This is a genomic window from Streptosporangiales bacterium (assembly GCA_009379825.1).
In the GTDB taxonomy this organism is placed as follows: Bacteria; Actinomycetota; Actinomycetes; order Streptosporangiales; family WHST01; genus WHST01.
In genome coordinates this window covers 152,847-172,850 of sequence record WHTA01000002.1, presented here as the reverse complement: position 1 = coordinate 172,850, position 20,004 = coordinate 152,847, and the positions used below count along the sequence as shown (strand labels likewise).

General features: G+C 72.2%; 19 protein-coding genes. 2 read left to right on the top strand and 17 right to left on the bottom strand.

The window, feature by feature from the left end; all coding sequences use genetic code 11:
* Window positions 1-3: 3 nt before the first annotated feature.
* The 7 genes from def to GEV07_02000 form a co-directional block, all read right to left on the bottom strand.
* Window positions 4-549: a peptide deformylase gene (gene def / locus GEV07_02030; protein MQA01544.1), complete on the bottom strand. Its 546-nt coding sequence runs from the start codon at window positions 547-549 to the stop codon at window positions 4-6.
* Between the two features lie 51 nt (window positions 550-600).
* The gene (locus GEV07_02025; protein MQA01543.1) at window positions 601-2,595 is read right to left on the bottom strand and encodes a primosome assembly protein PriA; all 1,995 of its coding nucleotides are present in this window, start codon (window positions 2,593-2,595) and stop codon (window positions 601-603) included.
* A 136-nt stretch (window positions 2,596-2,731) separates the two neighbouring features.
* Entirely contained in the window at window positions 2,732-3,925 is a 1,194-nt protein-coding gene (locus GEV07_02020; GenBank protein ID MQA01542.1) for a methionine adenosyltransferase, read from the bottom strand.
* A 42-nt stretch (window positions 3,926-3,967) separates the two neighbouring features.
* Window positions 3,968-5,203 carry a bifunctional phosphopantothenoylcysteine decarboxylase/phosphopantothenate--cysteine ligase CoaBC gene (gene coaBC / locus GEV07_02015; GenBank protein MQA01541.1) on the bottom strand — a complete coding sequence of 412 codons (1,236 nt, stop codon included), beginning with the start codon at window positions 5,201-5,203 and terminating at the stop codon, window positions 3,968-3,970.
* 27 nt (window positions 5,204-5,230) lie between these two features.
* A complete protein-coding gene (locus GEV07_02010) occupies window positions 5,231-5,527 on the bottom strand; it encodes a DNA-directed RNA polymerase subunit omega (GenBank protein MQA01540.1) in 297 nt (98 codons plus the stop codon).
* 56 nt (window positions 5,528-5,583) lie between these two features.
* Entirely contained in the window at window positions 5,584-6,198 is a 615-nt protein-coding gene (locus GEV07_02005) for a guanylate kinase (GenBank protein MQA01539.1), read from the bottom strand.
* An 81-nt stretch (window positions 6,199-6,279) separates the two neighbouring features.
* Window positions 6,280-6,600, bottom strand: a complete 321-nt coding sequence (locus GEV07_02000) for a 30S ribosomal protein S13 (GenBank protein ID MQA01538.1) — start codon at window positions 6,598-6,600, stop codon at window positions 6,280-6,282.
* A gap of 356 nt (window positions 6,601-6,956) precedes the next feature.
* Between GEV07_02000 and GEV07_01995 the strand changes: the two genes are divergently transcribed.
* Entirely contained in the window at window positions 6,957-7,922 is a 966-nt protein-coding gene (locus tag GEV07_01995) for a hypothetical protein (GenBank protein ID MQA01537.1), read from the top strand.
* Here GEV07_01995 and GEV07_01990 read toward each other — a convergent pair.
* The 10 genes from GEV07_01990 to pyrR all read right to left on the bottom strand — a co-directional run bounded on the left by GEV07_01990 (window position 7,919) and on the right by pyrR (window position 19,061).
* Window positions 7,919-8,752: a TIGR03620 family F420-dependent LLM class oxidoreductase gene (locus GEV07_01990; GenBank protein ID MQA01536.1), complete on the bottom strand. Its 834-nt coding sequence runs from the start codon at window positions 8,750-8,752 to the stop codon at window positions 7,919-7,921. The genes GEV07_01995 and GEV07_01990 overlap by 4 nt on opposite strands.
* Before the next feature lie 40 nt (window positions 8,753-8,792).
* Entirely contained in the window at window positions 8,793-9,491 is a 699-nt protein-coding gene (gene pyrF / locus GEV07_01985; GenBank protein MQA01535.1) for an orotidine-5'-phosphate decarboxylase, read from the bottom strand.
* 126 nt (window positions 9,492-9,617) lie between these two features.
* Window positions 9,618-10,544 carry a dihydroorotate dehydrogenase gene (locus tag GEV07_01980; GenBank protein ID MQA01534.1) on the bottom strand — a complete coding sequence of 309 codons (927 nt, stop codon included), beginning with the start codon at window positions 10,542-10,544 and terminating at the stop codon, window positions 9,618-9,620.
* Window positions 10,544-11,386, bottom strand: coding sequence for a dihydroorotate dehydrogenase electron transfer subunit (locus GEV07_01975; GenBank protein ID MQA01533.1), 843 nt, complete (start codon window positions 11,384-11,386; stop codon window positions 10,544-10,546). The genes GEV07_01980 and GEV07_01975 overlap by 1 nt, the downstream gene beginning before the upstream one ends.
* Window positions 11,383-14,685, bottom strand: a complete 3,303-nt coding sequence (carB, locus tag GEV07_01970; GenBank protein MQA01532.1) for a carbamoyl-phosphate synthase large subunit — start codon at window positions 14,683-14,685, stop codon at window positions 11,383-11,385. The genes GEV07_01975 and carB overlap by 4 nt, the downstream gene beginning before the upstream one ends.
* Complete coding sequence (gene carA, locus GEV07_01965; GenBank protein MQA01531.1) at window positions 14,678-15,805, bottom strand: glutamine-hydrolyzing carbamoyl-phosphate synthase small subunit; 1,128 nt, start codon at window positions 15,803-15,805, stop codon at window positions 14,678-14,680. Before carA ends, carB begins: the two co-directional genes overlap by 8 nt.
* 2 nt (window positions 15,806-15,807) lie before the next feature.
* Window positions 15,808-16,269 carry a hypothetical protein gene (locus GEV07_01960; GenBank protein ID MQA01530.1) on the bottom strand — a complete coding sequence of 154 codons (462 nt, stop codon included), beginning with the start codon at window positions 16,267-16,269 and terminating at the stop codon, window positions 15,808-15,810.
* 25 nt (window positions 16,270-16,294) lie between these two features.
* On the bottom strand, window positions 16,295-17,587 hold the full coding sequence (locus tag GEV07_01955) for a dihydroorotase (GenBank protein MQA01529.1): 1,293 nt from the start codon (window positions 17,585-17,587) through the stop codon (window positions 16,295-16,297).
* Window positions 17,584-18,546: an aspartate carbamoyltransferase catalytic subunit gene (locus tag GEV07_01950; GenBank protein ID MQA01528.1), complete on the bottom strand. Its 963-nt coding sequence runs from the start codon at window positions 18,544-18,546 to the stop codon at window positions 17,584-17,586. The genes GEV07_01955 and GEV07_01950 overlap by 4 nt, the downstream gene beginning before the upstream one ends.
* The gene (gene pyrR / locus GEV07_01945) at window positions 18,543-19,061 is read right to left on the bottom strand and encodes a bifunctional pyr operon transcriptional regulator/uracil phosphoribosyltransferase PyrR (GenBank protein ID MQA01527.1); all 519 of its coding nucleotides are present in this window, start codon (window positions 19,059-19,061) and stop codon (window positions 18,543-18,545) included. Before pyrR ends, GEV07_01950 begins: the two co-directional genes overlap by 4 nt.
* Before the next feature lie 407 nt (window positions 19,062-19,468).
* Between pyrR and GEV07_01940 the strand changes: the two genes are divergently transcribed.
* Window positions 19,469-19,963 carry a helix-turn-helix domain-containing protein gene (locus GEV07_01940; GenBank protein ID MQA01526.1) on the top strand — a complete coding sequence of 165 codons (495 nt, stop codon included), beginning with the start codon at window positions 19,469-19,471 and terminating at the stop codon, window positions 19,961-19,963.
* Window positions 19,964-20,004 lie beyond the last annotated feature (41 nt).

Sequence of the window (20,004 nt, the reverse complement as noted above, 5' to 3'; positions counted from 1 at the left end):
CGCTCAGAACGCCCGGCCGCCGGTCGGGTGCGGCGAGGTGCGTACGTCGGGGATCGGCTCGCCCGCCCACTCGGCGGCGCGGACCTCCCGCATCGCCAGCTTCCGCTGCTCCCGGTCGAGCCGGTCGATGAACAGGATGCCGTCGAGGTGGTCGGTCTCGTGCTGCAGCGCCCGCGCGAGCAGCTCGCTGCCGCGGATCTCCACCGGCTCGCCGTGCATGTTCTCGCCCTTGGCGACGACGTACATCGACCTGGTCACGTCGTACACCATGCCGGGGAACGACAGGCAGCCCTCGTCGCCTTCCTGCTCCTCCTCGGAGAGCTCGAGCCGCGGGTTCACCAGGTGGTTCACGATGCCGTCCACGTTGTACGTGAACACCCGCAGCCCCACGCCGATCTGCGGCGCGGCGAGGCCGGCGCCCTCCGCGTCGAGCATCGTCTCCTGGAGGTCGGTGACCAGCTGGCGCAGCTCCTTGTCGAAGTCGCGCACCGGCTCCGCCGGCGTACGCAGCACCGGGTCGCCGAACAGCCGGATCGGTCGGATGGCCACGAGTCACTCCAAGGAAAGATCGGGAAGCTCACAGTCTAGGCGGCCAGCAGCTCAGAGCACCTCGAGCGGGTCCACCTGCACGCGCACCTTGCCAGGCGCCTTCACCGCGCTGCGGACCGCGAGGCCGGCGTGCAGGCCCGCGGCGAGCGCCGCGCCGTCCCTGCGCGGTACCCGCACCAGGGCGCGCACCTCCTGCGGGTCGCCGGGCAGCGGCACCGGGCCGAGCACGTCGGACACCTCGGGCAGCCGGTCGGCGCCGAGCAGCTCGTCGACGGCGGTCGCGTCGCCGGTGACCGCGGCGGCCCGTACGGCGGGCGGGAACCGCAGCTCGGCGCGGTCGGCGAGCTCGCGTTCGGCGAAGCCTGCGGGGTCCCAGCGCACCAGCGCCTGCACGACCGGCAGCGACGAGTCAGCGAGCACGACGACCCGGCCGCCGGCACTGCCCGTCCGTACGAGCGCGGCCGCCGTCAGCCACCGCCGCAGCGCCTCCTCGGCCGCGCGCAGGTCGGCGCGCCCGAGCAGCGCCCAGCCGTCGAGCAGCAGGGCGGCCGCGTAGCCGCCGGCGGCCACCGGCTCCGCGCCCGGCGTCGCCACCACCAGCTGGCCGGCCGCGGGCACCTCCGCGAGCACGTCGGCGTCGCCGCCGCTGACCCGCACCCGTACGCCGGGGAACGCCTTGCCGAGCTCCTCTGCGGTGCGGGCCGCGCCTACGACCACCGCCCGCAGCCCGGTCGCCGAGCAGGACGGGCACCGCCAGTTCGCCACCGGCCGGCCGCACAGCCGGCACGCCGGCTGCCCGTCGCCGGTCGCGGCGAGCGGACCCTGGCAGTGCGGGCAGTGCGCCGTGTGCCGGCAGGAGCGGCAGGCGAGCACCGGCACGTACCCACGCCGCGGCGTCTGCACCAGCACCGGACCGTGCGCGAGCGCCTCCTTCGCCGCCCGCCAGGCGGACTGCGGCAGCCGTGCGCTGCGGGCGGCGGGGTCGCGGGCCAGGTCGGCGTCGTCGCCTGCGACCCGGACGGCCGGCATCGCCGCCCGTACCGCGGACCGGTCCCCCGCGACCGCGTGCGCCCAGCCGGTCGCGAGCAGCCGCGCGCCCTCCGCGGTGCTGGCGAACCCGCCGATCAGCGCGGCGGCGCCTTCCCGGTGCGCACGCAGGCAGAGCACCTCGCGGACGTGCGGGTACGGCGCCCGCTGCTCGGCATGCAGGTCGTCGCCGTCGTCCCAGCACACCACGAGACCGAGGTCGTGCACCGGCGCGAACATCGCCGCCCGGGTGCCGACCACCACCTGCACGGCGCCGCGCCGTACGGCGAGCCAGCGCCGGTACCGCTGCGCCGGGCCGAGCTCCGCGGTGAGCACGACGTGCTGGTCCGGGCCGCAGGCCGCCCGCACCGCGGCGTCCAGCCGCGCCACGTCGCGGTGGTCGGGCACCACGACGACGGCGCCGTTGCCCACGCTCCGCACGGTCGCGACCGCGTGCGCGATGGCCGCCGGCCAGTCCGCGCCTGGCAGCGCGTTCCAGACCGCGCGGGCGGGGCGCCCGGCGGCGAGCTCCCGCACGTACGCCGCACCGGCCGTGTACTCCGCCCACGGGCCTGGCCCGTCCGGCGGCTGTGGTGCCGGTGCGGCCACTCCAGGCGGTTCGGCCTCCACCTTCGCGTGGCGCGGCGGGACGGCGAGGCGCAGCACGTCGGCCATGGTGCCGGCGTACCGGTCGGCGACGGCTCTGGCCAGCGTCGCGACCTGCGGTGCCAGCACCGGCTCGCCGGAGACCACCCGGTCGAGGAACGCCAGCCGGCCCTCGTGCTCGCTGCGGTCCACCCGGTCGAGCACGAACCCGTCCACCAGCGACCCGGCGAACCGCACCCGCACCCGGCAGCCGGGTACGCAGTCGGCGTCCGCCGGCACCAGGTAGTCGAACGGGCGGTCCAGGTGCGGCAGCGACATGTCGACGGCGACCCGCGCCACCGGCAACCGCTCCGCCGGCTCGGGTTTCGCCGCCGTGCGGCTGCGAGCCGGCGGCCGCCGACGTACGAGCGCCAGCTGCTCGGTACCGGTCTCGCCCACCCCACCGTTCTACCGGACCCCGCCGACCGGCCAGCGGCGGGACAGCGTTGCGGCCCGCGGGCCCGGCGGTTGCCGGGCCCGCGGGCCGCTCGCTGTGCTCGGTTACGACACGTCAGGCGCCGACGAACGAACGCAGCGCGTCCGCGCGGTCGGTGCGCTCCCAGCTCAGGTTCAGGTCGCTACGGCCGAAGTGGCCGTACGCCGCGGTGCCCTTGTACCCCGGCTTGAGCAGGTCGAGGTCGCGGATGATCGCACCGGGGCGCAGGTCGAAGACCTCACCGACGGCCTTCTCGATCTGGTCCACCGGCACCTGCTCGGTGCCGAAGGTGTCGACGAAGAGGCCCACCGGCTGCGCCTTGCCGATCGCGTACGCGACCTGCACCTCGCAGCGCTCGGCCAGACCGGCGACCACGATGTTCTTCGCCACCCAGCGCATCGCGTACGCGGCCGACCTGTCCACCTTGGACGGGTCCTTGCCGGAGAACGCGCCGCCACCGTGCCTGGCGTACCCGCCGTAGGTGTCCACGATGATCTTCCGGCCGGTGAGGCCGGCGTCACCCATCGGGCCACCCACCTCGAACCGCCCGGTGGGGTTGACGAGCAGCCGGTATCCGGTGGTGTCGATGTCGAAGCCAGCCAGCACCGGCTCGATCACGTGCTGCCGGACGTCCGGAGTGAGCAGTGCATCGAGATCGATGTCGGCGGCGTGCTGGGAAGAGACGACCACGGTGTTGAGCCGCACCGGACGCTGCCCGTCGTACTCGACGGTGACCTGCGTCTTACCGTCCGGGCGGAGATACGGCACGGTGCCGTCCTTGCGCACGTTGGTGAGCTGCCTGGACAGCTCGTGCGCCAGCTGGATCGGCAGCGGCATCAGCTGCTCGGTCTCGCTGCAGGCGAAGCCGAACATCATGCCCTGGTCGCCCGCACCCTGCTTGTCGATGGGGTCGACGGAGCCTTCCGCACGCCCTTCGTAGGCGGTGTCCACACCCTGCGCGATGTCGGGCGACTGCGAACCGATGGACACCGACACGCCGCAGGACGCACCGTCGAAGCCCTTCGTGGACGAGTCGTAACCGATACCCAGGATGGTGTCGCGGACGATCTGCGGAATCTCTACATACGCGTTGGTCGTCACCTCACCGGCGACATGCACTTGACCAGTCGTGATCAAGGTCTCGACCGCAACCCGGCTCTTGGGGTCTTGTTCCAGCAACGCGTCGAGGATGGCGTCGCTCACCTGGTCCGAGATCTTGTCCGGATGGCCCTCGGTGACTGATTCCGACGTGAAGAGGCGGCTGGACACGAGGTATTCCTCCAACGAATTGGGTATCGGTCCAGCATGAGTTTACCGAGTTCCGTCAGCTCGCCCCACCAGCCGTTCGACTACCAGGTCCCAGACCCGGTCCGCGAGCGCCGTTTTCCGCTGCCTCGGTAGCGTCGTCTTGCTGCCGTCCGCGCCGAGCACGGTCGCCGTGTTGTGCTCCACGGCAAAGCCCTTACCTGCACCGACTTCGTTCACGACGAGCAGGTCACAGCCCTTGCGGGCCAGCTTCTGCTGCCCGTTGGCCACCGCGTCGTCGGTCTCCGCGGCGAACCCGACGATTACTTGCCGCGACCGGTACGGTCCGTGTCCGATCTCGGCGAGGATGTCGGCCGTCTGCTCCAGCCGCACCGGAGCGGGACCGTCCGACTCGGACTTCTTGATCTTCCTGCCGGCGACCTCGACCGGGCGGAAATCCGCAGGTGCGGCCGCCATTACTACCGCGTCGACGGCGGCCGTCCGGTCGACGACGACGGCCCGCATCTCCTCGGTCGTCTCCACCCGGACGACCTCGACACCGGCGGGGTCGGGCAGCCCGCTGTTGGCCGTGACAAGGATCACTTCGGCGCCGCGCGCCCACGCGGTCTGCGCGAACGCGTAGCCCTGCCGGCCGCTCGACCTGTTACCGATGAACCTGACCGGGTCGAGTGGCTCCCTGGTGCCGCCCGCGGTCACCAGCACGCGCCGGCCGGTGAGGTCGGTCGCCGCCGTCCCCCGGTCGAGTACGGCCTTGGCCGCGGTGAAGATCTGCTCCGGCTCGACCAGCCGGCCGGGGCCTGAGTCACTGCCGGTGAGCCGGCCGCTGGCCGGCTCGAGGACCAGCGCCCCCCGGCTGCGCAGCAGCTCCACGTTCGCCGCCGTCGCCGGGTGCTGCCACATCTCGCTGTGCATGGCGGGCGCGAACACCACCGGGCAGCGGGCCGTCAGCAGCGTGTTCGTGAGCAGGTCGTCGGCGAGGCCATGGGCCGCGCGGGCCAGCGTGTTCGCGGTGGCCGGCGCGACGACGACCAGGTCGGCGTCCTGCCCGAACCGCACGTGCGGGACGTCGGGCACGTCCGCCCAGACGTCGGTGTGCACAGGGTGCCCGGACAGCGCCTCCCACGTCGCCGCGCCGACGAAGCGCAGCGCGCTCTCCGTGGGGACGACCCGGACGTCGTGGCCGGACTCGGTGAACAGCCGGACCAGGGTGCAGGCCTTGAACGCGGCGATGCCGCCGGCCACTCCGACGACCACACGCGGTCGCGCGTCGTCCGCGGACACCGTCGCCCTCGCCGGCCCGGCGGGCTGCTACTCGACCTGTGCGGCGCCGACCGGCTCCGCCGGTGCGTCCAGCGCCTCGGTGTCGAGCAGGCCGTGGTGGATCTCGCGCAGCGAGATGGAGAGCGGCTTCTCCTGGACGTGCGTCTCGACCAGCGGGCCGACGTACTCGAGCAGGCCCTCACCGAGCTGGGAGTAGTACGCGTTGATCTGACGCGCCCGCTTGGCGGCGAAGATCACCAGTTGGTAGCGACTCGGCGTGGTCTTGAGCAGCTCGTCGATGGGTGGGTTCGTGATGCCCTCGGCAACCGGCTCGGTACCCGACAAGGCGATCCTTCCGTTGGACTGGAAAAGCGACCGGACGCCACTGGGGCGCAGATCGGCTAGGAGACTTGCCACAAGGCTACCAGCTGGTCACACACCTCTTCGACCGACGTGTTGACGAGCGTCACGTCGAACTCAGACTCGGCAGCGAGCTCGACCCGCGCCTGGGCCAGCCGGCGCTCGACCACCGCGGGTGGCTCGGTGCCCCGGCCGACCAGCCGCTGGACGAGCTCCTCCCACGACGGCGGCGCGAGGAAGACCAGCAGCGCGTCCGGCATGGAAGCACGCACCTGCCTGGCTCCCTGCAGGTCGATCTCGAGCAGCGTCGGGACGCCGGCCGCCAGGTGTTCGAGCACGGCGCTGCGCGGCGTGCCGTACTGGTTGCCGGCGAACTCCGCGTGTTCGAGGAACTCCCCGGCGTCACGCATTCGGTCGAACGTCTCGTCGTCGACGAACGTGTAGTGCACTCCGTCGATCTCGCCCGGGCGGATCTTCCTCGTGGTCGCCGACACCGACAGCCACACCTCGGGGTGGTGCTGCCGCAGCCTGGCGACGACCGTGCTCTTGCCCACCCCGGAAGGACCGGAGAGCACGACCAACCGCGCGGGCGTGCTACGCCGCAGATCCTGGCCGGCACCGACCAGCTGGTCCGGACCCCCGTGGCCGACGTTCATGCAGACTCGTTTCCCGTAGGAAAGCCTTGGGTGGCACACCATACGGCGTGCCACCCATTGCTAGTTGCTATTAGCGGAGGATCAGCTGTTGCCGCCGAACTCACGCTCGAGCGCTGCGATCTGGTTCGCACCCAGTCCGCGCACTCGCCGCGATTCGGCGATCCCCAGCCGCTCCATGATCTGCTTGGCCCGCACCTTGCCGACACCAGGCATGGCTTCGAGAAGCGCGGCCACCTTCATCTTGCCGACGACATCGTTCTCCTGGCCCTCGCGGATGACCTCAGCGAGGGTAACCCCGGAGTGCTTGAGTCGGTTCTTCACCTCCGCGCGGGCCCGCCGCGCCGCGGCGGCCTTCTCAAGGGCAGCGGCACGCTGTTCGGGTGTAAGAGAAGGGAGGGGCACTCGCGGTCACCTCGGTCTCACTCGTTGGGGCACTGGGCATCCACTTCGGCCAGGTGGCCTCGTGGAAGGGGACTCCTGGAACCTAGCGAGTCCTCCCCCACCAAAGCAACGTGGGGTACGTTCAAGTGGCCAGCTCAGCACCCGTCATAGTTGGTCATTCATGGTCGAGCAGGGCGACGAACCGGTGCGGAGACCCCTTTTGGGCCCGAAAAATCCCACATTCGGCTCGCCTTTCTCGCATCGTGAACGCTACGGAGCAGCAGGCTAACCCGCTGCTACCAGCGAAAAGTGACATCAAACATACTGGCCTACTTTCTCCTGGTCACACGACCGGTCTCAGTTGCTGAGAGAAGGAGGTGCCGGTGGCATCCGAGGACCGCTTCCGCCGCGTGCTGCTCGGCGGGATCGTCACGCTCGCCGTCCTCACGGCCGCCGTCGTGGTCGCCGGCGTCGTCCGGTCCGCCGCCCCCGAGGAGTCGCCGTCCGCCGGCCCGTGGCGCCACCAGGCGGTACTGGATACCGGCAGGGACGATTTCGGCACCGTCGTCCTGGATGGCCGGATCTGGGTGCTCGGCGGCATGACGGGCTCCCGCGGCAACCTGCTGGACACGGTGGAGATCTACGACCCTGACAAGGACCGCTGGCGGTACGGCCCGTCGCTGCCGGTCCCGCGCAGCTCGACGGCGACCGTGGCGGTGGACGGCGTCATCTACAGCATCGGCGGGCTGACCCCGCCGACCGAGACCACCGGCCGCGCGACGGCGTTCGACCCCGCGACGCGGAAGTGGCGCCGGCTGCCACCGCTGCCGACGCCCAGGTATGAGCTTGGGGCAGCCGTGCTCGGCGGCGACATCTACGCGATCGGCGGCGAGGGCGCGCAGGGGCCGGTCCGCACCGTCGAGGTGTTCGACACCCGCAGCCGCACCTGGTCGAAGGCGCCGCCGCTGCCCGTCGCCAAGGGCAGCCTGCGCGCCGTAGCGCTTGGCGGGAAGGTCTACGCCGTCGGCGGCAACACGAACGGCGAGGACACCACCGACGTCCAGGTCTTCGACCCGGCGAAGGACCGGTGGTCGAAGGGACCTGCCCTGCCAGCCCCGCTCGCCAACTACGGCCTCACGGTGCACAGCGGCCGCATCCACGCCGTGATGTACGGGCACCACTTCACCTACCGGCCAGGCGCCGCCAGCTGGCGGAAGGCACCGGGCATGGGGAGCAGCAGGCACGGCCTCGGCCTGGCCTCGGTCGACGGCCGCCTGTACGCGATCGGCGGCTGCACCCCGGAACCCCTGCGCGACGTCCCCGTCGTCGAGTCGTACCGCTAGCCCATCGCGGTGGCCAGCTCGCGGTACGCCGGCAGCGGGTCGGTGCCGGGTGCGGCGAGTGCCTGGACCGTCACGTGGTCGGCGCCGGCGTCCAGGTGGGCCCGCACCCCGGCGGCGACGGCGCTCACGTCGCCGTGGGCTACGAGCGCGTCGATCAGCCGGTCGCTGCCGTCGCCGGCGAAGTCGGCGTCGTCGAAGCCGAGCCTGCGCAGGTTGTTCTGGTAGTTGCTGAGCTTCAGGTACGGGTTCGCCACCCGTGGCCGGCCGATCGCGCGCGCTCTGGCGGGGTTGTCGTCCAGCACGACCTTCTGCTCAGGCGCGAGCAACACGCCGGGGCCGAGGATCTCGCGGGCGTGCGCGGTGTGCTCGGGTGTGGTCAGGTACGGGTGCGCGCCGAGGCTGCGGTCCCTGGCGAGTGCGAGCACCTTCGTGCCCAACGCCGCGACCGCACGGTCCTGCATCGGCACGCCGGCGTCGTCGAGTGCGTCCAGGTAGTCGACGAGCGTCGTGTACGGACGCCGGTACTCCGCGGTCGCCTCCGGGTGGCCGACGCCGACGCCGAGCAGGAACCGGTCGGGGAACCGCGCCGTGATCCGCTGGTACGAACGCGCGACGGTCGCCGCGTCGTCCTTCCAGATGTTCACGATCCCCGTCGCGACCACGATCCTGGACGTGGCCGCCAGCAGCTCCTCGGCCACCACGAGGTCGCCCGGCGGCGAGCCGCCCAGCCAGATCGCGCCGTACCCGAGGCCTTCCAGCTCCCGGGCCGCGTCGGTCGAAACGTCCGTATGGGGTCGCCAGACTCCGAGCTGGCCGAGTTCGATGCTCATACCCGGGCCAACGAGCGCGCCCGGCCGTTTCATCCCCGGGTCAGCTCGGGGTGAGGCGGCGCAGCGAGCGGCCGAGCGCCGCGGCGGCCGCGCCCGGGTCGGGCGCACCGGTGATCGGGCGGCCCACGACGATCACGTCGGCGCCGTCGGCCAGTGCCTGCTCCGGCGTCGCCACCCTGGCCTGGTCGTCGCTGCCGCTGCCGGCCGGCCGCACGCCTGGGGTGATCAGCGTGACGTCGTCGCCGACCTCGGCCCGCACCCCGGCGACCTCGCGCGGCGAGCAGACCAGCGCCCGCGCCCCGGCCGCCACCGCGTTCACCGAGAGCCGCCGCACCGCGTCACCGGCCGGGCCGGCCAGGCCGATCTCCTCCAGGTCGGCGTCGGCGAGCGAGGTCAGCACGGTCACCGCTGCGATCTTCGTAGCGGGGATCGCCTCGACCGCCGCGCGGATCATCGCGGCACCGCCGCTGGCGTGCACGGTGAGGTAGCTCGGCCGCAGCGACTCGACGGCCCTCGCCGCGCCCGCGACCGTCGCCGGGATGTCGTGCAGCTTCAGGTCGAGGAAGATGTCCGCGCCGCTGCCGCCGCGCACGCTGGCGACCACCTGCGGGCCGTAGCGCATGTACAGCTCCAGGCCGACCTTCAACGTGCTCACGTGCGGGGTCACGGCCTTCGCCCAGCGCGCGGCCGTCTCCAGGTCGCCGGTGTCGAGTGCGACGGCGATGGGTGCAAGGGTCATCAGGAGGCCTCCCGCGTGAGCATCGTAGCGAGGACGGAATGGGTGCGCCGCGCACACGGCGGAAGTGAGCGAGGAGCGGAGCGCGGGAGGTCGACGGGGTGCAGGGTCATCAGGAAGCCTCTCTCGTCAGCGGGGGTGGGCGGCCGACACTGCGTCGGTGAAGCGGGCGTACCCCCTGGCGGCCAGTGCCTCGGCCAGCTCGGCCTGGATCCGCGGGCAGGCGCCGGGGTCGCCGAAGACGGCCGTGCCGACGGACACCGCGTTCGCGCCGGCGAGGACCAGCTCGAGTGCGTCCACGCCGTGCCGTACGCCGCCCATGCCGAGGATGGGCACCTCGGGCAGCGCGGCGCGGACCTGCCAGATGCAGCGGACGGCGACCGGCCGGATCGCGGGGCCGGACAGCCCGCCGGTGACCCCGGCGAGCACCGGCCTCGCGGTGTCCACGTCGATGGCCATGCCGAGCAGGGTGTTGATCATCGACAGGCCGTCGGCGCCCGCGCCTACGCACGCCTGGGCGACCGGGACGATGTCCGTGACGTCCGGCGACAGCTTCGCTAGTACCGGCACGTCGGGCGCGGTGACCGCGCGCACGCCGGCGACGACGCGGGCCGCGGCGTCCGGGTCGCAGGCGAACACCTCGCCACGGCTCTCCACGTTCGGGCAGGAGATGTTCACCTCGAGCGCGACCAGGCCGGGCTGACCGCGCAGCAGCTTCGCGACCTCCGCGTACTCCTCGACCGAGCCACCGGCCACCGACACGATCACCCGGCAGCCTTGCTCGGTCAGCCACGGCAGGTCGTTCGCGACGAACTCGTCGACGCCCGACCCCTGCAGGCCGATGGAGTTCAGCATGCCGGACGGCGTCTCCGCCATCCGCGGCGTCGCGCGGCCGGACCGCGGGTTGCGCATGATCGACTTGGTGACCACGCCGCCCAGCGCGGCGAGCTCGACGTACGGCGCCAGCTCCCTGCCGTAGCCGGCGCAGCCGGACGCGGTGAGGACCGGCGCGGGCAGCTCGAGCGTGCCGAGGTTCGTGCGCATGTCGACGGCCATCAGTGACCACCTGCTCCCCACGTGCCGGTCGGCACGGTGCCGACGTCGGCCCACCGCACGGTCTCGCCCGCGAACACCGGGCCGGCGGTGCACGAGCGGGTCATCCTGGTGACGCCGTCGTCGCCGACGACGGGCAGCACACAGGTCATGCAGACCCCGACGCCGCAGGCCATCGCCTCCTCCACCGCGGTGTACGCGGTGATGCCCTGCTCCCTGGCGACCGCCGTGCAGGCCGCCAGCATGGCCATCGGGCCGCACGCGTAGAGCACGGTGGCGCCGGTGCGGGCGATCAGCTCGGGCAGCGGGTCGGTGACCAGCCCCCGAACGCCTGCGGAGCCGTCGTCGGTGGTGACGGTGACCGACGCGCACCGCTGCCACGCTTCCTCGCCGAAGAACAGCTTGTCGGCGCTCGCGGCGCCGACCACCAGGTGTGCCTCGCCGCCGGCGGCATGCAGCACGTCGGCCAGCGAGAACAGCGGCGCGCTGCCGTAGCCGCCGCCGACCAGCACGGCCGCGCCCGGCCTGGCGGGCAGCGGGAACGGCCGCCCGAGCGGGCCGACCACGTCCACCTGGTCGCCAGGCCGCAGCTCGGCGAGCCAGGCGGTGCCCTTGCCGTGCACGGCGAAGACCACCTCGACGGTGCCGTCGCCAGGATCGCCTGCGTACAGCGAGAAGCAGCGCCGCAGCACCATGCCCGTGTGCCGGCCGCCGACGGCGACCGCGGCGAACTGCCCGGGCTGGAACGCGGCCAGCTCCGGCGCCCGCAGCCGCAGTGAGAGGTACGCGCCGGCGCTGCCGAGCTGCAGTACCTCGGCCGGCACCTGCCGCGGGGGCACACTCATTCCGACCGCCCTCCACTCGCCGGTTGCAGCGCCGAGGTGTGGTCCTGCAGCGAGCGCACCCCGATGTCGCCACGTACGGTCGCCTCGATGCCCTCCACGGCGGCGGCCAGCCCCTGCACGGTGGTCATGCACGGCACCCCGGCCGTGGTGGCCGCGGTGCGGATCTCGTAGCCGTCGACGCGCGGTCCGGCGTGTCCCGGGCTGCCGAACGGCGTGTTGATGATCAGGTCGACCTCGCCGGCGAGGATCCGCTGCACGATGGTCGGCTCACCGTCCTCGCCCTGGCCCTGGCTGTGTTTGCGCACGACCGTGGCCGTGATGCCGTGCCTGCGCAGTACCTGCGCGGTGCCGGCGGTCGCGAGCACCTCGAAGCCGAGGTCGGCCAGCCGGCGCACGGGGAACACCATGGACCGCTTGTCGCGGTTGGCCACCGACACGAACACCCGGCCGGCGATCGGCATCGGCGAGCCGTACACCGCGACCTGTGACTTGGCGAACGCGGTGCCGAACTGCGCGTCGATGCCCATCACCTCGCCGGTGGAGCGCATCTCGGGTCCGAGCAGCGTGTCCACACCGGAGAACCTGCCCCAGGGCAGTACGGCTTCCTTCACCGCGATGGACGCGTCCGGCGGCAGGTCGCCGCCGTCGCCGTGCGGCGGCAGGATCCCCTCGGCGCGCAGGTCCGCGACGGTCGCGCCGAGCATCACCCGGCTGGCGGCCTTCGCCAGCGACACCCCGGTGGCCTTGGACACGAACGGCACCGTGCGCGACGCCCGCGGGTTCGCCTCGAGCACGTAGAGCACGTCGCCGGCCAGCGCGTACTGCACGTTCAGCAGCCCGCGCACGTGCAGGCCGCGGGCGAGCGCCTCGGTCGACGCGCGGATGTGCTCCACCACCTCCTGGCCGAGGGTGGTCGGCGGCAGGGCGCAGGCGGAGTCGCCGGAGTGGATGCCGGCCTCCTCGATGTGCTCCATCACGCCGCCGAGGAACAGCTCCTCGCCGTCGAACAGCGCGTCCACGTCGATCTCCACCGCGTCGTCGAGGAACCGGTCGACGAGCACCGGCCGCTCCGGCGACACCTCGGTCGACGACGCCAGGTACGCCTCCAGCCGCTCGTCGTCGTAGACGATCTCCATGCCGCGGCCGCCGAGCACGTACGAAGGCCGGACCAGCACCGGGTAACCGATCTCGTCGGCGATCACCTTCGCCTCGTGGAACGACGACGCCGTGCCGTGCTTCGGGGCCGGCAGCCCGGCCGCGGCGAGCACGTGCCCGAACGCGCCGCGGTCCTCGGCCGCGTGGATGCTCTCGGGCGACGTGCCGACGATCGGCACACCGGCCGCCGCCAGGTCCCTGGCCAGGCCGAGCGGGGTCTGGCCGCCCAGCTGCACGATGACCCCGGCCACCTCGCCGGTCTCCTGCTCCGCGTGCACGACCTCGAGCACGTCCTCCAGCGTCAGCGGCTCGAAGTACAGCCGGTCGCTGGTGTCGTAGTCGGTGGAGACGGTCTCCGGGTTGCAGTTCACCATCACCGTCTCGAACCCGGCCGCGCGCAGCGCGAGCGACGCGTGCACGCACGAGTAGTCGAACTCGATGCCCTGCCCGATCCGGTTCGGCCCCGACCCGAGGATGAGCACCTTACGCCGGTCGCCCGTCGGAACCTCGGTCTCCTCGTCGTAGCTGGAGTACAGGTACGGCGTGCGCGCGGCGAACTCGGCCGCGCAGGTGTCCACCGTCTTGTACACCGGACGTACCGCGAGCGCGTGCCGCAACGCGCGGACGAGCAGCTCGTCGATGCCCTTGATCGCCGCGATCTGCGCGTCGCTGAAGCCGTGCCGCTTCGCCAGCCGCAGCAGGTCGGCGTCCAGGTCCTTCGCGGCGGCCAGCTCGGCGGCGACCTCGTCGAGCAGCGCGATCTGGTCGAGGAACCACGGGTCGATGCTGGTCGCCCGGTAGGCGTCCTCGACCGACGCGCCGGCGCGCAGCGCCTGCTGCACCACCCGCAGCCGGCCGTCGTGCGGCGTGCTGGCGCGGTCGAGCAGCTCGGCCGCGTCGCCCGGGTCGCCGGCGAAGGTGAACGACGAGCTGGCGCGTTCGGTCGAGCGCAGCGCCTTCTGCAGCGCCTCGGTGAAGCACCTGCCGATGGCCATCACCTCGCCCACCGACTTCATGTGCGTGGTGAGCACAGGGTCGGCGCCGGGGAACTTCTCGAACGCGAAGCGCGGCACCTTCACCACCACGTAGTCGAGCGTCGGCTCGAAGCTCGCCGGCGTCTCCTTCGTGATGTCGTTGGGGATCTCGTCCAGCGTGTAGCCGATCGCCAGCCGCGCGGCGATCTTCGCGATCGGGAAGCCGGTGGCCTTCGACGCCAGCGCGCTCGACCTGGAGACCCGCGGGTTCATCTCGATGACCACGATCCGGCCGGTGTCCGGATGCACGGCGAACTGGATGTTGCAGCCACCGGTGTCCACGCCGACGGCACGGATCACGTCGATGCCGATGTCGCGCATCCGCTGGTACTCGCGGTCGGTCAGCGTCATGGCAGGCGCGACGGTGATCGAGTCGCCGGTGTGCACGCCCATCGGGTCGACGTTCTCGATCGAGCACACCACCACCACGTTGTCGTGGTGGTCGCGCATCAGCTCGAGCTCGTACTCCTTCCAGCCGAGCACGCTCTCCTCGATGAGCACCTCGGTGGTCGGGCTCGCCTGCAGCCCTGCCGACGCGATGCGGCGCAGCTGCGCCTCGTCGTGCGCCATCCCTGAACCGCTGCCACCCAGCGTGAACGACGGTCGTACGACCACCGGGTACTGCAGCTCCGCTGCGGCGGCGAGCGTCTCGTCGAGGCTGTGGCAGATGACGCTGCGCGGGGACTCCGCGCCGATCGACGCGACGATCTCCTTGAACCGCTCCCGGTTCTCGCCGGCCTGGATCGCGTCGATGGAGGCACCGATCAGCTCCACGCCGTACTTCTCCAGCGCCCCGGACTCGTACAGCGCGACCGCCGTGTTGAGCGCCGTCTGCCCGCCGAGCGTGGCGAGCACGGCGTCCGGCCGTTCCTTCGCGATCACCTGCTCGACCACGTCGGGGGTGATCGGCTCCACGTACGTCGCGTCGGCGAACTCAGGGTCGGTCATGATCGTCGCCGGGTTGCTGTTCACCAGGCTGACCCTTAGGCCCTCCGAGCGCAGCACTCGGCACGCCTGCGTGCCCGAGTAGTCGAACTCGCAGGCCTGTCCGATGATGATCGGACCCGACCCGATGACCAGGACGCTGGACAGGTCCGATCGCTTAGGCATCGCGCTGCTGCTCCATCATCTCGACGAACCGGTCGAACAGGTACGCGGCGTCGTGCGGCCCGGCCGCCGCCTCCGGGTGGTACTGCACGGAGAAGGCCGGCGCGTCGAGGCAGCGCAGGCCCTCCACCACGTCGTCGTTCAGGCAGACGTGGCTGACCTCGACCCGACCGTGCGGGGTGTCCACCGGCCCGGACAGCGGGGCGTCGACGGCGAACCCGTGGTTGTGGGCGGTCACCTCGACCTTGCCCGTGCCGAGGTCCTTGACCGGCAGGTTGATGCCGCGGTGGCCGTACTGCAGTTTGTACGTCGGCAGCCCGAGCGCGCGGGCGAGCACCTGGTTGCCGAAGCAGATGCCGAACAGCGGCACCTTCCGGTCGAGCAGCTCGCGCACCACCTCGACCTGCGGGTCCGCCGTCGCCGGGTCACCCGGCCCGTTGGCGAGGAACACGCCGTCGGCGCCCACGCCGAGGACGTCCGCGACGGTCGCCGTGGCCGGCAGCACGTGCGTCTCGATGCCGCGCTCGGCCATCCGCCGCGGCGTCATGCTCTTGATGCCGAGGTCGAGCGCGGCCACCCGCAGCTTGGCCTCGCCGGCGGCCGGCACCACGTACGGCTGGTCGGCGCTGACCTCCTCGCACAGCTGGGCACCGACCATGCTCGGGCTGGCCAGCACCTGCTCGCGCAGCTCGTCGACGGACCGCCCGGCGGCCGGCCCGCTGAACACACCCGCCCGCATCGCCCCGCGCTCCCTGATGTGGCGGGTGACCGCGCGGGTGTCGACGCCCTGGATGCCGACGATGCCCTGCTCCCGCAGGTCGTCCTCCAGGCCGCCGGTGGCGCGCCAGCTCGACTGGCGGCGCGCCGGGTCGCGCAGCACGTAGCCGGCCACCCAGACCCGCCGCGACTCCGGGTCGTCGGAGTTCACCCCGGTGTTGCCGACGTGCGGCGCGGTCATCACCACGATCTGCTTGTGGTATGACGGGTCGGTCAGGGTCTCCTGGTACCCGGTCATGCCGGTCGAGAAGACGATCTCGCCGAACGTCTCGCCCACCGCCGCGTACGGCGCGCCGCGGAACACCCGCCCGTCCTCGAGGACGAGCACCGCTCCGGCTCGCTGCATGCTCACTGCATCCGTCCCATCTGCTCCAGGCTCGCCACCCAGCTTGCTACCTCGCCGGCTGCGTCGAGCTCCACGGCCGTCTCCAGCACGACCCCCTCGTGCCGCCACCGCACCACCAGCCTGCCGCTGCGCTCCTCCGCGCCGAGCAGCTCGTGCTCCTCGATCAGCAGGTCGTTGAGGCCCTGCCGGTCGAGCACCAGGCCCTCCGCGGCCAGGATGAGCTGCACCCGGCCGCCGTTGCCGAGGCCGTGGGCGCGCACCAGCTGGCCGTCCGCTGCGCGCTCGGTGCCGCCGTACGTACCCTCGGTCGGTGCGCGCAGCGCCCGCGGGTAGTTCGGCGGCGTCGCCGGTGGCGCCACGGCCGGCCCGCTGCTGCGCAACCAGCCCGGCCACCGGAACAACAGCACCAACACCACGGCGACCAGCACGAGCAGCACGAGGACCAGGACGGCGGCGGGGCTCATCGGATGCTCCGCGCGGCAGTCATCCTCATGTCGGTTTCCCGTCCAGCACCGTCGGGCGACCGCCGTAGAACGTCGCCACGATCCTTCCCGGCAGGGCGTGCCCCGCGTACGGGGTGTTCGTGCTCCGCGACGCCAGCCGGGCGCGGTCCACCGTCCACTCCGCGGCCGGGTCGTAGAGCACCAGGTGCGCGGGCTCCCCCTCGGCCAGCGGCCGGCCGTGGCCGGCGAGACCGCCGATCGCCGCCGGCTTGGTGGCCATCCGGTCGGCGACGCCGGCCCAGTCGAGCAGCCCGGTGTCGACCAGCGCCTGCTGCACGATCGGCAGCGCCGTCTCCAGGCCGAGCATGCCGGGTGAGGCGACCGCCCACTCGGTCTCCTTGTGCTCCAGCGAGTGCGGCGCGTGGTCGGTGGCGACGCAGTCGATGGTGCCGTCCGCGAGCGCCTGCCGCAGCGCCTGCACGTCCGCATCGGTACGCAGCGGCGGGTTCACCTTGTAGATCGGGTCGTAGCTGCGTACCAGGTCCTCGGTGAGCAACAGGTGGTGCGGCGTCACCTCGGCGGTGACGTCCCAGCCCTTCTCCTTCGCCCACCGGACGATCTCCACCGAGCCGGCGGTGGACAGGTGGCAGATGTGCACCCGCGAGCCGACGTGCCCGGCCAGCAGGACGTCCCTGGCGACGATCGCCTCCTCCGCGACCGCCGGCCAGCCGCCAAGCCCGAGCACCCCGGACAGCGCGCCCTCGTTCATCTGGGCGCCCTCGGTCAGCCGCGGCTCCTCCGCGTGCTGCGCGACCACCCCGCCGAACGCCTTCACGTACTCCAGGGCGCGCCGCATCAGCACCGCGTCGGAGACGCAGTTGCCGTCGTCGCTGAACACCCGTACGCGCGCGGCGGAGTCGGCCATCGCGCCGAGCTCGGCCAGCCGCTCCCCCTGCCGGCCGACGGTCACCGCGCCGATCGGCTGCACGTCGCAGTGCCCGGCGTCCCTGCCCAGCCGCCAGACCTGCTCCACCAGGCCGGCGGTGTCTGCGCACGGCTCGGTGTTGGGCATGGCGAAGACGGCCGTGTACCCGCCGAGCGCGGCGGCGAGGGTGCCGGTCTCGACGGTCTCCGCGTCCTCGCGCCCGGGCTCACGCAGGTGCGTGTGCAGGTCGACCAGGCCGGGCAGCGCATGCAACCCCGCGGCGTCGACCACCTCGGCACCGGCCGCGTCCACGTCGGTGCCCACGGCCGCGATCCTGCCGTCGGCGAGCAGCATCCGGACGGGCTCCCCACCCAGTGGGCGTACTCCGTCGAGCAGGTATCGCTGTGCTGTCATGCGCTCTCCGTCGGCTCGGTGTGGGCTGGGTCGTGGCCGATCGCCGGCTCGGTGCCGCCGAGCAACAGGTACAGCACGGCCATCCGGATGGAGATGCCGTTCGCCACCTGCTCGGTGATGGTCGACCTGGTCGCGTCGGCGACCTCGGCGGCGATCTCCATCCCGCGGTTCATCGGCCCCGGGTGCATCACCAGGGCGTGCTCGGGCAGCGTCGCCATCCGCCTGGCGTCCAGGCCGTACCTGCGGCTGTACTCCCGCGCGCTGGGGAAGAACGCGGCGTGCATCCGCTCCTGCTGCACCCGCAACATCATCACCACGTCGCACTTCGGCAGCACCGCGTCCAGGTCGTACGAGGTGGCGCACGGCCAGGTCTCGACGCCCACCGGCAGCAGCGTCGGCGGGCCGACCACCGTCACGTCGACGCCGAGCGTCGCGAGCAGCAGCACGTTCGACCTGGCCACCCTGCTGTGCAGCACGTCGCCGACGATCACCACGGAAAGCCCGTCCAGCCGGCCCAGCCGGTCGCGGATGGTATACGCGTCGAGAAGCGCCTGTGTGGGGTGCTCGTGCGTGCCGTCGCCGGCGTTGATGACGCTGCCGTCGATCCAGTTCGTCAGCCGGTTCGGCGTGCCGGACGCGCCGTGGCGCACCACGACGGCGTCCGCACCCATCGCCTCCAGGGTGAGCGCGGTGTCCTTGAGGCTCTCGCCCTTCGCGACGCTCGAGCCCTTGGCGGAGAAGTTGATCACGTCCGCGGACAGCCGCTTCGCCGCCACCTCGAACGACGTCCTCGTCCGGGTGGAGTCCTCGTAGAACAGGTTCACCGCCGTACGCCCGCGCAGCGTCGGCAGCTTCTTCACCGGCCGGCTCGCCACCTGCGCGAGCTCCGCGGCGGTGTCGAGGATCAGCAGGGCGTCGTCGCGGCTCAGGTCGCCGGCGGAGATCAGGTGGCGGTTCACTGTGCGCTCCCCGTGACTTCGCGTTCGATCAGCACGGCGTCGCGGCCGTCGCGCTCGGCGACCAGCACCCGCACCTGCTCGACCTGGGCGGTGGGCAGGTTCTTGCCGATGTAGTCCGGGCGGATCGGCAGCTCCCGGTGGCCGCGGTCGACGAGCACCGCGAGTTGTACGTTGCGTGGCCGGCCGAGGTCGTCCAGCGCGGTGAGCGCCGCGCGGACCGTGCGGCCGGAGTAGAGCACGTCGTCGACCAGCACCACCAGCTTGCCCTCGACGCCGCCCGCGGGCTCCTCGGTGTGCTCGAGCGCCCTGGTCGGCCGCAGCCGCAGGTCGTCGCGGTACATGGTGGGGTCGAGCGAGCCGACGGGCACCTGGCCGCCCTCGACGGCGGCGATCCGCTCCGCCAGCCGCCTGGCGAGGTCGACACCGCGGGTGGGGATGCCCATCAGCACGACGTCGGTGCTGCCCTTGGCGCGCTCCAGGATCTCGTGCGCGATCCTCGTCAGCGCCCTGGCCATGTCGGCCGCCTCGAGGACGACCCGGCCGGACCGCGCCGGCTCCGCCGGTGCGTCGCCGTTCGTCGGGCGCGCGGGCAGGCTGCTCACACGGACCTCCTTCCCCGCCTCACGGGACGGGCGTTAAAGGATGCCTTCGCAGGGCACGGCAGCGGACCCTGCTCGGTACCTCACGCTAGCAGGCGGCCCGGTCAGGACCTGCACAGACCTCGACGTGTGTCGCGTCATTGACCCGTCACGGACCGCAGTCTCGCTCGTTACCTCTCTGTAGACGTTTCATTACGGATCGTCGGGTTGCGCCCACCGCTTGACCCCGGCTGTGGTCATACTTACGGTCACTGTGAGTAGTCACTCGGGGCGAGGGTCGCCGATCGGTGGTACCGAGGTCCAGTGACGGGGAAAGGACCGGAATGTCGGACTACGGAAAGTCGCTAGGCGCACGGCTTCGAGCCATTCGCCAACAGCAAGGACTCTCCCTCCACGGGGTGGAGGAGAAGTCCCACGGTCGGTGGAAGGCAGTGGTCGTCGGCTCGTACGAGCGCGGCGACCGGGCAGTCACCGTGCACAAGCTCGCCGAGCTCGCGGAGTTCTACGGCGTACCGATCTCGGAGCTGCTGCCAGGCGGCCACCCGAGCAACGGTGTCGCCGACCGCCCGCCCAAGCTGGTCATCGACTTGGGCAAGCTCTCCACGCTGCCACAGGAGCAGTCGGGACCGTTGGCCCGCTATATCGCCGCCATCCAACACCAGCGGGGCGACTACAACGGGCGGGTGCTCACCATCCGCAGCGAGGACCTGCGTGCGCTCTCGGTCATCTACGACCTCGAGCCGTCCGCTCTGGTGACCCAGCTGATCGGCTGGGGCGTGCTCAACGACGAGGCCCAGAGCATCACCGAAACCCTCTGACCGGACCGGTCCGTTGGCTCGTGCACGCCCGCGGGGGGCGG